At 51.2% G+C, this 14,105-nt stretch carries 17 protein-coding genes; 9 read left to right on the forward strand and 8 right to left on the reverse strand.

Translation table 11 applies throughout. The features are described 5' to 3' along the window. The first annotated feature begins 46 nt into the window (after positions 1-46). The gene (locus DHN43_RS11105; RefSeq protein ID WP_208995220.1) at positions 47-757 is read left to right on the forward strand and encodes a TetR/AcrR family transcriptional regulator; all 711 of its coding nucleotides are present in this window, start codon (positions 47-49) and stop codon (positions 755-757) included. A 56-nt stretch (positions 758-813) separates the two neighbouring features. On the opposite strand, the gene DHN43_RS11110 is transcribed toward DHN43_RS11105, so the two are convergent. From DHN43_RS11110 to DHN43_RS11125, 4 genes are all read right to left on the reverse strand, one after another. After that, positions 814-2,115 (reverse strand): S41 family peptidase, encoded by a 1,302-nt coding sequence (locus DHN43_RS11110; protein ID WP_108818627.1) that lies wholly within the window; start codon positions 2,113-2,115, stop codon positions 814-816. A 166-nt stretch (positions 2,116-2,281) separates the two neighbouring features. Then, positions 2,282-2,680 (reverse strand): response regulator, encoded by a 399-nt coding sequence (locus tag DHN43_RS11115; RefSeq protein WP_057464650.1) that lies wholly within the window; start codon positions 2,678-2,680, stop codon positions 2,282-2,284. 14 nt (positions 2,681-2,694) lie between these two features. Further along, positions 2,695-3,240, reverse strand: coding sequence for a hypoxanthine phosphoribosyltransferase (gene hpt / locus DHN43_RS11120; RefSeq protein WP_057464651.1), 546 nt, complete (start codon positions 3,238-3,240; stop codon positions 2,695-2,697). Continuing rightward, the gene (locus DHN43_RS11125; RefSeq protein WP_108818628.1) at positions 3,237-4,202 is read right to left on the reverse strand and encodes a zinc-ribbon domain-containing protein; all 966 of its coding nucleotides are present in this window, start codon (positions 4,200-4,202) and stop codon (positions 3,237-3,239) included. The genes hpt and DHN43_RS11125 overlap by 4 nt, the downstream gene beginning before the upstream one ends. A gap of 423 nt (positions 4,203-4,625) precedes the next feature. Between DHN43_RS11125 and ftsE the strand changes: the two genes are divergently transcribed. From ftsE to DHN43_RS11150, 5 genes are all read left to right on the forward strand, one after another. Continuing rightward, positions 4,626-5,285 (forward strand): cell division ATP-binding protein FtsE, encoded by a 660-nt coding sequence (ftsE, locus tag DHN43_RS11130; protein ID WP_057464653.1) that lies wholly within the window; start codon positions 4,626-4,628, stop codon positions 5,283-5,285. 25 nt (positions 5,286-5,310) lie between these two features. Next, complete coding sequence (locus DHN43_RS11135) at positions 5,311-6,357, forward strand: cell division protein FtsX (protein ID WP_208995221.1); 1,047 nt, start codon at positions 5,311-5,313, stop codon at positions 6,355-6,357. Positions 6,358-6,459: 102 nt separating this feature from the next. Beyond that, the gene (locus DHN43_RS11140) at positions 6,460-7,167 is read left to right on the forward strand and encodes a YdcF family protein (protein WP_208988152.1); all 708 of its coding nucleotides are present in this window, start codon (positions 6,460-6,462) and stop codon (positions 7,165-7,167) included. A 65-nt stretch (positions 7,168-7,232) separates the two neighbouring features. After that, complete coding sequence (locus tag DHN43_RS11145; RefSeq protein ID WP_063286183.1) at positions 7,233-8,012, forward strand: lysophospholipid acyltransferase family protein; 780 nt, start codon at positions 7,233-7,235, stop codon at positions 8,010-8,012. A gap of 158 nt (positions 8,013-8,170) precedes the next feature. Beyond that, the gene (locus DHN43_RS11150) at positions 8,171-8,542 is read left to right on the forward strand and encodes a hypothetical protein (RefSeq protein ID WP_208980588.1); all 372 of its coding nucleotides are present in this window, start codon (positions 8,171-8,173) and stop codon (positions 8,540-8,542) included. Between the two features lie 13 nt (positions 8,543-8,555). Here DHN43_RS11150 and DHN43_RS11155 read toward each other — a convergent pair whose 3' ends face one another. Beyond that, positions 8,556-9,137 (reverse strand): gamma-glutamylcyclotransferase, encoded by a 582-nt coding sequence (locus DHN43_RS11155; protein WP_306418670.1) that lies wholly within the window; start codon positions 9,135-9,137, stop codon positions 8,556-8,558. A 37-nt stretch (positions 9,138-9,174) separates the two neighbouring features. Here DHN43_RS11155 and DHN43_RS11160 point away from each other — a divergent pair, with 37 nt between their 5' ends. Then, positions 9,175-10,218 carry a DUF2125 domain-containing protein gene (locus DHN43_RS11160; protein WP_057464657.1) on the forward strand — a complete coding sequence of 348 codons (1,044 nt, stop codon included), beginning with the start codon at positions 9,175-9,177 and terminating at the stop codon, positions 10,216-10,218. A 14-nt stretch (positions 10,219-10,232) separates the two neighbouring features. Here DHN43_RS11160 and DHN43_RS11165 read toward each other — a convergent pair whose 3' ends face one another. Beyond that, the gene (locus tag DHN43_RS11165; protein ID WP_057464658.1) at positions 10,233-10,694 is read right to left on the reverse strand and encodes a GNAT family N-acetyltransferase; all 462 of its coding nucleotides are present in this window, start codon (positions 10,692-10,694) and stop codon (positions 10,233-10,235) included. Positions 10,695-10,962: 268 nt separating this feature from the next. On the opposite strand from DHN43_RS11165, the gene DHN43_RS11170 reads away from it, so the two are divergent. Continuing rightward, complete coding sequence (locus tag DHN43_RS11170) at positions 10,963-11,865, forward strand: HpcH/HpaI aldolase/citrate lyase family protein (RefSeq protein ID WP_108818629.1); 903 nt, start codon at positions 10,963-10,965, stop codon at positions 11,863-11,865. A 91-nt stretch (positions 11,866-11,956) separates the two neighbouring features. Continuing rightward, positions 11,957-12,163: a DUF1737 domain-containing protein gene (locus DHN43_RS11175; protein ID WP_057464660.1), complete on the forward strand. Its 207-nt coding sequence runs from the start codon at positions 11,957-11,959 to the stop codon at positions 12,161-12,163. Positions 12,164-12,227: 64 nt separating this feature from the next. Here the strand turns inward: DHN43_RS11175 and DHN43_RS11180 are convergent, their stop codons facing one another. Further along, positions 12,228-13,277: an ATP-binding protein gene (locus DHN43_RS11180; protein ID WP_108818630.1), complete on the reverse strand. Its 1,050-nt coding sequence runs from the start codon at positions 13,275-13,277 to the stop codon at positions 12,228-12,230. Positions 13,278-13,349: 72 nt separating this feature from the next. After that, a complete protein-coding gene (locus DHN43_RS11185; protein WP_108818631.1) occupies positions 13,350-14,039 on the reverse strand; it encodes an outer-membrane lipoprotein carrier protein LolA in 690 nt (229 codons plus the stop codon). Positions 14,040-14,105 lie beyond the last annotated feature (66 nt).

The raw sequence follows: 14,105 nt of genomic DNA on the forward strand, positions 1-14,105 counted from the left end.
GTTTCAGGATGCTTTAATGAAGAGTTAGAAAACTAGATTGATCGCGATGTCGGTCCTTCCAGTTTTCTTTGCCATTTGGCGGCTCCTTCATTGTCGTGCCCGCTTTAGCTCCTATACTTTCGCCATGAGCCAGACAGACCCAAACAAACCTGAAGTTCTGTCACACATCATTGAAGAGGTGATGGATGACTGCATCAGGGTGTTTGTGCTTAAAGGGCTGCAAGCCTGTTCCATGGAAGACTTCTATGAGGCCTGTGGACCACATCGGGCGTATGTGGAAGAGCACTTCACGACCAAGCAAGACTTCTGCGCTGCGGTTTTGCTGTGGTGGCTCAACAGCATTTTTGCGGAGCTGAAAAGCACCATTTCGCTGCACTCCAATCTGCATTCGGCTATCGAAGCGGTGCTATATGAGTTCATCGATATCTGTGTCGGTCATCGTGAAAGCAAGCACGGCGATAAGTTTTGTGTGCTCGACAATATGGCGTTGTTTGATGAGGAGCTGCTGGCGAAGTTTGCGATGTATTATCAGGAGGGTGTGAAGCATTTCCGCCTGAAATTCATGGATCTGAAGAGTGAACTCAAAGACCCTGATGATATTGAGAAGCTTCTGATCTTCTATGTGATGATCCTTGAGGGGCTTTATGTCCTGATCCGGCGTGGGTTCTCCCGCAACATGCTTTTTGAATATGCGGATATGAGCCTGCATACGCTAGAGTTCTACGAGAAGCGCCCGTCTGATAAGACGACTGATTAAAGGTCCGCAAGCATCGGCTGGTAAGCTGGAGCTGGACGAGGACGTTTGAGATTGGCTTAGCTGGTCACGGCTTGTCTGAGTAGTTGCTGTGCAAGTGTGAGGGCGGGGTCGTTGCCTTGGCGGATGTCTTCTGGTGTTGGCATAACCGGACAATCCGGATGTATCCCAACTCCTTCAAACCTTGTCCCATCTGGAAAATCAGTACGCTTTGCCGAGATTGTGAGCTGTGTTTCGGGCAGAGGTGCCTCAAAATAGGGTTGTCCGGTTGAGCCCGCGGACGCTTCTCCAACGATTGTTGCGCGTCCGGAATGTTTTAGAGGTATCAAGAGATCTTCGGTTGCAGAGCCGCTGCCAATATCAATCAGAACAATCAGCTTTCCTCGAAACGGTGTGGCACTGGCTGGGAAGGTCTCGCCGTTTGTGAGGAGATGCATGGGCGTTGTTTCAGCGTTGGGCTGGGTGTGATGTGCGGAGAGTTCTCCGTTTTGCCATGCAGCCACGCCTTGTTCAGCCTTCTCCAGTCCGGTGATCTGAGGTGTTCGTTCCATCCAGATTGCGATTGGCTCCAGGCAGAGTTTTTTCATGAGCTTCATGGGTGTGTTGCCGCCGCCATTGCCGCGTAAGTCAAGGATGACTGGAGATTGGTTGTCGATCTGGCTTAGGAAGGCGAGAGCTTGTTCCTCGTACTCTGGTTTTGAGAAGCTGCGGATGATCAGGCGTGGATGCTTTCCCGACGTGTCGAGTTCAAATGCCTTGAGATATGAAAGCGGATGCTTGTGTCCTGCGCGGGTGATCTGCAGGCTTTGCCCGTCGTGAAGTGTGATGTTGAGTTGGTTTGGCAAAAGAAAGCTATTGAATAGCAGCAGGTTGCGTTCTGCCGCTTCTGGCTTTGAGGCGCTGACAAGCTTTGTGTACCTCGCAAAGAACTCATTAGCAGGAAGGTCGTTGACCTGCTCTATGATGTCTCCGGCTTTGATGTCTGTGTGAGTTGAGCCACAAACAGTCCATGCGCGCTTTGAGGCTGATACGGGTAGCGGGCGTGCCCAGAACCCAAAGCCTGAGTTTTGCAAGAGCGTGAAATCAATGAAGTGAGTATGCGCGTTCTTAAGGTGAGCCAGATAGCTCTGCGTTGCGAGCAGGAAGCCACGGCGATCTTCGACGTCTTCCAATGCACCTAGATAGCGAAAGTAGAGATCTGCGTTGCTGGTTTCCGGGATGTTTTCCCAATGCGCGAAACAGCTTTCTACCGCTGAATATATTCGGCTGGCTGCATAGTACTTTGCTGCAGGAGGAAGGGGCGCTGCCGGGTCTTCCAAGCGCATCATTGCTTGTTGAAGGGCAGAAGTCTCTTGTTCCATGGGAAAGCTCACTCAAAACCAACAATGAAATATGCGCATAGAAGATCAGGAAATCCCGATTTTGTACAGCGTGTTGGATTTAGGTTTAGCGCTTGAGACTGAAAAAACAAAACGCGACCGCTCGGAAGAGGGATCGCGTTTCTTGAAACTTTATTGGGGAAGGGCTTTAAGCAAACGCGGTTTGCTGAGAGCCTTCTTCTTCTTCTGCCAAGGCAGTGGTGACGGCTTTTCTGACTTCCACCAGTGAAAATGGTTTTGTCAGAACGTCCTTCACGCATTTACCGACTTCTTCAGAGCGTTCACGCTGGTCTGCGTAACCGGTCATCAAAAGGATTGGCAGGCCCGGATAGCGAGCGCTACTTTGCATCGCAAGTTCGATACCATCCATCTCCGGCATTCTGATGTCGGAGAGTAGAAGGTCAAACCTGCCCTGCTGTTGCAGCAGTACAAGAGCGGCTTCGGCGCCATCTTCTACGGCGGTCACTTTGTGCCCGTCCAGCTCCAATGCACGTTTTACAAAGGCGCGGACCGCATCATCGTCTTCCGTCAGAAGTATGTGAGCCATTATAGCCCCCCTAGTTAGTCGTCACCTTCCTGCGGCACGTAGCCGATGAATGGCAACTGTCTCCATGCATGCCCCATGTCCATGCCGTAGCCGACGACGAATTTATCCGGACAATCAAAGCCCGTATAATCCGATTTAACATCGGCTTTTCTGTGGTTCGGTTTGTCCAGGAGTGCAGCAATCCGGACAGACTTGGCTCCACGTTCGGCGATCATGTCGCGTGCAAACTTCAGAGTGCGGCCGGATTCAAGAATATCATCGACCAAGATGACGTCTCTTCCGGTCACGTCGCTTTCGATATCGCGGAGGACTTTTACCTCTCCTGACGACACCGTTCCACTTCCATAACTTGAAAGGTGTAAAAATTCCATTTCCGGAACGGAACCTGCTCTGTGCAAAGCACGGGCAAGGTCAGCTGCAAAAATGAAGCTTCCTTTCAAGACCGCTACTACGAGGAGATTGTGAGGCTTGTCCTGTGAGATAGCTTCTGCGACGGCTTTTACGCGTGCCGCGATTGCTTCTTCATCAAACAGCACGCGGATTTCCGGGTTACCGGTCATCTAATGCTCGCTCTTTTCTTTTGGCGCTCAACAAAGCGCAATTGAATGTCGGCGGCTCGCTCTGGCGGATTGTTTAGCCGAGCTCTGAACCGGGTTTTATCACCTGGTGCAAGCCAGTCTTCTCTTGGCTCAACAATCCAGGAGTGTATCTCTTGCGTGTCCAGTGAGCGCAACGCCAGCTTAATCGCCGGAATATACGTCTCGCTTCTTGTAATATTTTCTACAGAACCTTCCACAACAAGCACGACGGAACCGTCGTCCACCTCACGGAATGTTCTCAGATCCTTAAACACAAGACCACGCAGATTTACGGTCATACCAGCCAACTGGTAAAGACCAGCCAAATCGGGGAAGGTTCTTACGATTGATTCACGGTAGTGCACAGCTGAAAAACAGAGTGCGAGTGAAGCAGCAAGAAGACTTGCGCCCAGCAGGCCTTTCGCGCTTATAACACCTGATTTGCGGGATGACTTGGTTTTTTTTCTAGATCTTCGGTTGGACTTTTGAGAGGCGCCTTCAGATTTCTTTTTATCGTCGGGTTTCTCCTCTTCAGAACCCGTTGGTTCTTCTGATGCCTCATAGGAGTTGCCGGCCTTATCACTGGACTGAGTGCCGGTGTCCTTGCCCATAGAACCGCTTGAATCTGAAGGTTCTTCCTTGGGTTTTCCTACAAGGTCTTCTTCTGAAAATGCTTCGTGACGATCTGCTTTATCGCCGAGACCAGCCCAATCGCTTTCATCCAAGCTTTCGGAGAATGAGGGCTCTTTGCGGTCATCATCGGGTGTTGAATTGTTGTGTACTTCGGGCTCAGCATCGAGTGCAGCAGCCCAATCGTCCTCTACCTCTGGTGTAACCTGCCAGATATGATTGCAGCTGGCGCATTTTACTTTGCGGCCAGTCTCTCCAATTTTGTCCGTTGGGATCTCGTAGGCAGTATTACATTGAGGGCAGATAATTTTCATCGAGCGTGGTCCAAAAGCGGTTGGCCTTTAAAAGGAATGGACAAGCCGCTTAAATCCTTCATTTTCTAGCGTATTCGTCTTCGAGAGCCGAAGAAGGCTGTCGGGAACACGTCTCAGAGCCACCAAATATGCAATATACTCACAAGTACTCAACTGCGTAGGCTTTGACTAGCCTAAATACTGGTGCTTCACGTCAGGTTGAGTGACTAGAATTTATACTATCTGAAGTATGAGGACCTTTATATCCTTAATGAAGTGTTAATTTATTCGAGGGATATCCAAAGGAACAGGCTCGCATAAATTTGCAGGGGTAAGTTCAGTCAAAAATTGAACGCGAGAAAATTATTTTTTAGAGTGATTTGCACGAGTTTGGCCTCATTTTTCTGATAAGGCGAAACCTTACGTCTGCTAGGGGAATTTTCGGTGATACGCTTTGAGAATGTGGGACTTCGGTATGGCATGGGCACTGAAGTACTTCGGGATTTGACCTTTTCCATTGAGCCGCAATCTTTTCAGTTTCTCACTGGTCCTTCAGGTGCGGGCAAAACCAGTTTGCTGCGCTTGTTATTCCTTTCTATGCGCCCCACTCGTGGGTTGATTTCTGTTTTTGGTAAAGACACCACCAAGATCGCAAAGGCTGAGCTGCCATCTATGCGCCGCCGGATTGGTGTGGTGTTTCAGGATTTCCGGTTGCTGGATCACCTGACCACCTACGAGAATGTGGCTCTGCCGCACCGTGTTGCGGGGAAATCCGAGGCAGAGTACCGTCCTGATGTGATCGATTTGCTGAAGTGGGTGGGACTTGGTGACCGTATGCATGTGCTGCCGCCTGTTCTTTCTGGTGGTGAAAAGCAGCGTGCTGCTATTGCGCGGGCGTTGATCACACGGCCTGAAGTTTTGCTTGCGGATGAGCCGACAGGTAACGTGGATCCTCCGCTTGCCCGCCGTTTGCTTCGTTTGTTCATTGAGTTGAACCGGCTTGGCACCTCAGTCGTGATCGCAACCCATGATTTTCATTTGCTGGAGCAGGTGGAAGCTCGGCATCTTATCCTCAACGACGGGCGGTTGGCTGTTCATGACTGATACTCAGCAAAGAAGAGAACCGCCAATGTCTGGCCCAAAGTCCGGGCCAAAACGTGCGCCAGCTGGACAAAAAAGGCCTGGCAAGCCGCGAAAAGGACCACCAAAAGGCAAGGGTGGTCGCCCGGTCAAAAAAGCGGCGGGTGCGAAACCTTCCGGGTTACGGTTTAAGCTCAAAGAAAGACCTGCCCCGATTGTTCCACCGCAGGCGATCTCCGGTCAGGCTTTGATGCTTGTTGTGGCGATTATGAGTTTTCTGGCCTGCCTGACCGTTGGGTTTGTGGCCATCGTCAATGATGCGGCGAATGACTGGACCAATGATCTGGTGCGCGAGGTCACTGTGCAGATCCGTCCTGCAGATGGCGTGAACATGCTGCAGGAGATTGATCGCACGCTGGCTCTTGTTCGCGAGTTTCCCGGTGTTGGAGACGCGCGCGCTCTTTCTGATGAAGAAACCAAGGGATTGCTTCAGCCCTGGCTTGGGGAGGGGCTTGAACTGGAAGAGCTTCCGGTTCCGCGTCTTGTTCTGGTGGAGATAGATGATCCTGAGCTGCTTAATCTGGCAGATATGAAGGCTCAGATTGAGCAGGATATTCGTGCAGCGTCGGTGGATGATCACCGTGTCTGGAACCGTCAGCTTTCAGCGATGGCGAACACAGCTGTGCTTGTGGGTTTTGGCATTCTGGTGCTCGTTCTGTTTTCCATGGTGCTCTCCGTCATTTTTGCGACGCAGGCTGCTATGTCCGGCAACAAGGATGTGGTTGAGGTGCTGCACTTTGTTGGTGCGGAAGTTAGCTTTATTGCCTCCGAGTTTCAGCGTCACTTCCTGGTGTTAGGGCTTAAAGGCGGGGTCATTGGCGGCACAATTGCCGCACTGAGCTTTCTGGTTATGGGCTTCTTTGGCAGCTCGGACATCACTTCCGTCAGTGGGAATCAAGTGCAGGCCCTGTTTGGGGCGGTGCAGGTGAGTGCGATTGGGTACGTTGGAATTGTTGCTGTTGTGGTGCTTGTTGCGGTCTTGACCGCCCTGACGTCTCGTCTGGCTGTCCACAGACATTTGGCAAATATGGATTAAGTGTCGTTTTCTTTCCATTTTCGCCAGTTCTGATATGTAGTCAGGAAAATATTCGTTCAGGTTTGTGGCTATAAGCATTGTAGCGACATCATGGAGCATTCTTTGAATACGCGCGACACAGCGGCTAAATTTAAAGCAACCGGTGAGCAAGAGCCGGTACCAGCCAGCGTTGATAAACGCCCTGGCCGGAAGTCGTTTGTCCGGCGCAGTGTCCGTTTTTTCTTTTTGTTGTTTCTGATTTGCTCTGTCGTTTTTGCAGCTGGCTTCTTGTGGTTTGTGGAAGTTTTGCAGCCCTCTGTGCAGGCCGTTGTACCCAAACATGCTGATGGCATTGTTGTTTTGACGGGTGGTCGAGACCGGATTTCGCAAAGTCTGGATCTTCTGGAAGTTGGAAGTGCGAAGCGTCTTTTGATCTCTGGCGTTCACCCATCAACCAGTGCAAAGCAGATTGCGCGGCTTAATTCCAAACGGATGTGGTTGTTTGATTGCTGCGTTGATCTGGACCGAAAAGCGCTCAATACCATCGGGAATGCTGAGGAAACTGCCAACTGGGTGCGAAAAAATCAGTTCAGCTCACTGTTGGTCGTTACCAGTGCCTATCACATGCCTAGAGCATTGGCCGAATTGCAAGTTCGCCTGCCGGATGCTGAGCTTTACCCAAGTCCTGTCTACCATAAAGAGCTGGATTTAGAGCATTGGTATGAAAGTTCTTCGATAACAAAGCTTCTCCTACGCGAATATGTGAAGTATATCCTCGTTCGGCTGCGAGTTGAGCTGGACGCTGTATTCCCTGTAAAACACTCCTCTTAATTTCGTAAGATGAAATCTGAATTCACCTTGGCATAGTGTCGGGTGGAAATGGTTGTGAAGGTCCTATGCTCGTCCTGCGTTCCGTTCTTTTTAACGTGCTTTTTTACATCAGCACCCTGATCATTATGATCGCGTGCATGTTTTTGTTTATTCTTCCTGTCCGGTATTGCTGGTGGTTGCTGCCATTCTGGTGCCGTGTAGAGAAGTTTTTGTTGCGTTGGGTTGGTGGTGTAAAATCCGAGATCACAGGCATCGAAAACCTGCCAGATACGGGCTGTGTCATCGTTTCCAAGCACCAGTCTGCATGGGAAACGTTTGCGCTTGCTGAGTATTATCGTCAGCCAACGTTTATCCTGAAGCGGGAGCTGCGCTGGGTGCCATTCTTCGGATGGTATCTGATGAAGTTCCGCCAGATCCCTGTTGATCGCGGTAAAAAGGGCAAGGCCCTTGCTGCCATGGGTAAGAGAGCTGCTGAGGCGATTGCGGAAAACCGCAATATCATCATCTACCCAGAAGGAACACGCCGTCCAGCTGGTGCTGAGCCACAATACAAATATGGTATCGTGCACCTTTATAAAACGCTGAACTGCCCGATTGTTCCGATTGCTCTTAACTCAGGTGTTTATTGGCCGCGTCGCCGCTTCTTCCGTTTCCCTGGCACGATCAAAGCAGAGATCCTTGAGCCTATTCAGCCGGGCTTGCCACCGGAGGAATTCTTCAAGCTTTTGCAGGAACGGATCGAGACTGCCTCTGACCGTTTGCTGGATGAAGCGGAAAAAGATACGCCGGATAACATTATCATCAAAGAAGCTCGTGTACTGCAGGCAGAATATAAGAAAAAATAAAGATTTTGCGTGGAAATCAGATGTTTCAAAGGAAGAAGGCCGCCTTTGCCTTAAAGGCGGCTTCTTTTTTTGACAATGCTCTGGCTTAACTTGTAACATGTTCGCAGTTTGTTCTATAAAGTACTATGGGAAATAGCAGGAGAAATCAGGAGAGTGCGTTGCAGTACTCATTGTTTGATGATCGCTTGCCAAGTGGCAGGTCTCCACGCGTGTCAGAGGAGCTAGGTGCTGGCAGCCAGTTTAAATACTGGTCTGGTGCATCCGGGCATCGTTACCTCTTTACCCGGATCTCTCCGGAAGAGGTTTCTGACTATGCGGAGAACCTTGTTCTGATCACAGACAAGAAGAGCGAAGCCGTTGTCTGGCTCGGGTTTTTGGGTATGTCGAATGAAAAGACCCCAATGCCTGCGCTGAAACCTTCGCAGGGTGCATACGTACATCTTCTGGCAGAAGACAGCGCGGAGAGGGATCGCGCTCACAATGATCTGCGTACGGGGATCTTTTCTTATATCAAGCAGGAAGACGAGTAGTCGAAACCTGAAGTTATATCGAGAGTTGTCGTGCCAGCCATTCTACGTTCTGGTCTTTAATACCCATTTCCTTCATATGTGCGTGAGTGTTGAGTACATACTCCGGATTTGCGCCAGACTGACCCACAGCCCCCTTTACAATCTGCAATTGGTCTTTTAGCGGTAACGCACCTGCATATTGCTCGTGTTTCTGGTCTGCAACGAATGTGACTGCACGAACTTTGGTGCCTTCCTCGTCCAGCAAACGGACACGGCGGTGTGTTTCCAGATACACCATGGTTTGCTGTTCACGCTCGCGGAGATACCCAAGTGTGTGCTGCCAGTTTTCTGGTGAGATCCTGAATGCCATGCCGATGCAAGCACCGCCTTTATCCAGCCCAAATACCAGTCCAGGGTTGTCTTGAGTCCCACGATGAACCCATGAATACACGCAGAGAGATCTATGAACGCCATGCAAGATTGCGGGGACTGCTTGCTCGAAAGTAAAGCCAGGGCGCCAAATTAGTGAGCCGTAGCCAAATATCCATAAATCTCGCATAACTATTTTCTCGTAGAATTCTTTGAGTGACACGCCTATCAGGCTCGTAATCAGCATGCAACTCACAGCACTGTGTGAGGGTAACGGAGAGTAGATGACTGAACCAAAAGTATCCCGGCCTCCAAGAAAGTCGGCGTATTTCGTTTTGGCGATCCTTGTCGCCTTGATTATTGGCGGGTGGTCCGCCTATTGGGCAGTTGGGCGCGGTATTGTTTCTGACGTTATTCGCAATGGTGTGAAGGTTGCTGAAGCAGACGGCGGAAGTCTTGAATGTGGTGACCAGCAACTTGGCGGTTACCCGTTCCGATTTGAACTGACCTGTACCCCGTTCCGCATGGACAAGAACGGAGAGTGGTATTTTATCAATGAGTTACGTGGTGTAGCGCTGGCTTATAACCCGACCCATGTGATCTTTGAGGCGACTGGCCCTGCTGAGGCAAACTTTGGCCAGCAGGGGCCTGCATACTCTGCGCATTGGAAAACGGCTCAGGCGAGCGTGGTGGCTGAAAACAGTAAGCCTGCTAAAATTGACGCTGTCTTTAAAGAGCCGAAGCTGACTTATACCATTGGCGAGCAGTCTGTTGAGCTGAATGCTGAGCGGACAGAAGCGCACATGCGCCGCGTTGAAGGCAATGAGGACGCGCTTGATCTGGCTGTGCAGGTCAATGGCCTGACAGCGGGCAAAGTGTCTGATGATGTGCCGCTGGATATCAGCCTTGTTATTCAGTTGCCGGAGGGCTCGAAGCTTCTGGACGGCAAAGTTCGCAATATTGCTGATTTGATGGTTGATGAAGAATTAAAGGTCAACCTCTCCAGCTTGCAGCTGAAAAGCGGCGAGTTTTCCGTCAACACGGGTGGTGATCTGGTGATTGACCGTCAGGGTCGTTTGAATGGAACGCTGCCACTGGTGATCACTGGTATTCATCAGCTGGAAGATGTGTTGCGACCATTGTTCCCACAAGGCTCCAAGATGCTCGAGTCGCTGCAGAAGACTGCGATGAGTATTGGGCAGGGAAGTGCGGTAAATGGCGTGCCGACACTCAAGATCCCAGTGACCATAGAGAATGGGCGTGCTCGTATCGCGTTTTTTGATCTGGGGCCTGTGCCTCAGCTGATTATAAAAGAAAGCGGCTCGTAAGAGCCGCTTTTGGTTTATGCGAGAGCCAGACGGTCAATCGGGACGATGAAGCTGTCTTTGTCGTCTGGTTCTGCCAGATTTTCAAAGAGGCTGTTGTCGACCTTGTTTTTGTTTGGCACCAGCCAGCGGACGTGAAGCCAGTCACGTTCTTTACCGATCCTGGAGATTTCTTCCACGAGAGTGCGGCCAATGCCGGTATGGCGGTGGTTCTGCACGACGTAGATATCATCCAACTGGCCAATTCGCAGGCCAGAGATCAGGTCTGGAATGTCAAAGAAAGCGGCAAAGCCAACCAGTGTCTCGCCTTCGAATGCACCAATGATTTCGATGGACTTGTCTTCGAGCAGGCGCTCGGAAAAGACTTCGTCCGGGCGACGTGGAGCGCCGCGCTTAAGAGCTTGCGCATTCTCTGCAATGAGAGGGGCCAAGTCTGGCGCGTCACCGGGTTTTAAGGCTCTAAAAGAAAGATCAGCCATTATACCTCTTCCCGTTCCTTCGTTTGATTTTGCGTTATAGAGTGACCCCAAAAATCCCTTAAAATCAAGGTGTGAAAGTCTCATAGGGCTTGGAATTTTGTGGGATGCCTAATTCCTGAGGCTGGCTTGATTTTCATCGATGCTATTATTGCGGCCAAAGACCTAGTGTTTGACGGTTCAAAACTCGCAAATAGCACGAATGGTGAGTAGTGAAGGCAGATCGACGCCTCTAAACTCAGCTTGATTTTGCAACGCAACAGGAAGTGTCATGTCTAGCTCAGAGCAAGTTCACAGTATCAGACCGCGTCGTAGTGCGCTTTACATGCCAGGTTCAAACGCACGGGCACTGGAAAAGGCCAAAGGGCTGGATGTGGATGTGCTGCTGCTGGACCTTGAAGACGCTGTTGCGCCTGATGCCAAAGAGATGGCACGTACTCAGGTGTGTGAGGCTGTCGCTGGTGGCGGTTACGGGCATCGTGAGCTTGTTATTCGTATCAATGGGATGAAGACACCCTGGGGCCAAGAAGACCTGAGAGCGGCTGTTGCTGCCAAGCCGGATGCTGTGCTTCTGCCGAAGGTGGAAAGCCTCGCTGATATCAAGCCCGTTGCTGATTATCTGACAGAGCAGGGTGCTGACAGTGTTCGCATCTGGGCGATGCTTGAAACGCCGGGTGCGATCCTCAATGCCTCCGAAATTGCTGAGGCAGCCAAAGACCCGCATAATCGTCTGGACGTGTTCATCATCGGCACCAATGATCTGAGCAAGGAGAGCGGTGCACAGATCCTACCGGGCCGTGCTGTTTTGATGCCTTGGCTGATGACCTTCCTGGCGATCGCGCGTGTTGGTGGTGCGGATATTCTGGATGGCGTTTACAACAACTTCTCTGACCTTGAGGGCTTTGCGGAAGAATGTAAGCAGGGGGCTGAGATGGGGCTTGATGGAAAGACGTTGATCCACCCGAAGCAGCTTGGGCCTTGCAACACTGCGTTTGCGCCGAGTAAGGCGGATGTTGAGTGGGCGAAGAAGATGATTGCCGAGTTTGAGCTGCCAGAAAACCAGAGCAAAGGCGCCGTGCAGGTTGACGGCAAGATGGTTGAGCGTTTGCATGCAGATATTGGCCGCAAAACGGTTGCGATTGCTGAAGCTATCAAGCGGCACGTGAACGCGTAAATTTGAACTCTGCGCACGTTTTAACCTCTGGTATCTGATAGGTGTGGCTGGTAGGTTCCCGCCCACACCAGAAGAATTTAAAGGAATAAACATGCGCCTTTACCGCCTCATCACCGAACCGGATTCTGCAAAGTTTTGTCACCGCGTCACTGAAGCGCTCAACAAAGGTTGGGAACTGCAGGGCTCTCCAACCATGACTTATGACGCAACTCAGGGCCTTACCATTTGTGGTCAGGCTGTGGTCAAGCATGTTGATGGTGAGAAGTACACGCCAGAGACCAAGCTTGGTGCTTGGTAAGACACGTCTTTGATTGATGTTGGAAGTGGCGGGAATTTCCCGCCATTTTGCTTTTGGGCTGCCGTTAGGCGCTTTCCAGCATAGCCTCTAAAACACCCCGATAGACCGCTCGAATGCGATGATGATGGTTTGGGGAAGCTTGCCAGAAGTTGGTGAGGCCGGGGCCTGCGTTCAGTTCCAAGACGTTTGCTGGTGCGTCGTCTTTGCTGAGGTCATCGCAAAGGATATCGACGCCTGCATAGCGCAAGCCGCATACACGCGCAGCTTTCACGGCCAGATCTTTGAAGCGTTGTGAGGCTAAGTCGGTGACGTCGACCGCTTCACCACCGGTTGAGAGGTTGGCGTTGGAGAGGAGCTGCAGGAATTCTCCGTTATGGAGAGTGGTTGCCAGATTGTAGCCAGCTTCCTGAATGGCTTTGAGGATGCGCGGGTCGTCGTTTTCAACCTTATAGCCGCCGCTGCGGGTGGTGAGGGTTTTGACTTTTGCAGCCAGTAGTTCTGCAATGGTGCTGGCACCATCTCCGATGATGGAGAGAGGGCGTCGTTCGATGATGGCCAGAATGGTTCCATCAAGTACAATCACGCGGTAGTCACGGCCTGAGACAGCTTCCTGTACCAGCATGCGGTCGTTGGATCGCAAAGCGTTTGTCAGGTGGGTGTTGAGTTCCGCCTCATCAGAAATCTTCTGAACGCCAATGCCCTGGGTGCCCTCATTGGGTTTTATGAAAACCGGATAGCCCAGTGACTGAGCGATCTCGCCTGCACCTGTGAGCGCATTCAGGCTTTTGGCGACATGCGGGTTGGCGGTGCTGAGGTGCCTGATGGCATTGTCTGAATGTATGAGCTTGAAGTTTGGGGTTGGCAGGCCAGCGTCCTGTAGCAGGCGACCGCAGAAGTCCTTGTCTCGTGCAGCTTCTCCAGCTGCATAGCTATTGAGTGCGAAAGCACCGCCCTTGATGGGAAAACGTTTGCCGCCGCCTGTTTCGATATAGCCGAAATAGAAGAACTCGCTGTCGAGAGCGAGTTTGATGCCTTTCTCCTGACACAGCCCTGCAAGCAAGCGTGGGGCAAGAGGGAGGTTCGGCAGGTCAGGCGAAACAGGGATAAACTGCATTCAAGTTCTCAAGCTAATAAAAAAGGAGCGCCGAAGCACTCCTCTTCATACATTAGTTTTTATAGCAGTGCTCTAGTTGTTACCGCGTCGCTGACGGGAATTCGCGATGTAATCAATCTTGAACAGATCCGGGTTAGTCGCGCCGTTCTCAGTCACGTCATAAATGGCAACAGACGTGTCGTAACCCTGTGCGTCACGTACGGTCCATTGCTTGAGCTTATAGTTTCTTGCGTCGAAGATCAGCGTCAGGCGGCCAGATGTGAAACGGGTTTTATCGTCGATCGCGATTGTGATGAGGTCTGGTTCAACAACCACGTTGGTCACATTGGCGTCTGTCTTGAGGTCGATTTTATCAGCCAGCAGGAAGCGCAGTGGTGTCTGGGAAAGCGGCCAGATGTCCTGTGTCTGCAACTTACGGTCCTTCACTGAAACCATGCTGCCGTCAGCAATGATGTCGAGTGTAGAAGGCTTGTTGTAGTAGAAGCGGACTTTGCCCGGGCGGCTGATGAAGAACTGGCCTTCTACACGCCCGCCGGTTGGGCCAAACTGCACGAACTTGCCGTGCATGTTGCGAACAGAGTTGAAATACTTGCTAACGGCGTCAATGGCTTGCACGTTGGTCAGCGCGACTGGCTGTGCCTGCTGGGCTGTTTGAGCGGCGGAGTGTTCCGCAGTCAGTGGGACAGAACCAATAAAAAGCGCTGCCGCAATTGCGAGGCTTTTGCCAATCCTACCAAAAAAGATCGCCTGAGATGCAATCATAAATATAACTCCGCTGTCAAAACTCGTAGAACAACCGTAAGGCGAGTTGATTAACTCTTCTCTAAA

It is taken from the genome of Pseudovibrio sp. Alg231-02 (assembly GCF_900143565.1).
GTDB lineage: Bacteria > Pseudomonadota > Alphaproteobacteria > Rhizobiales > Stappiaceae > Pseudovibrio.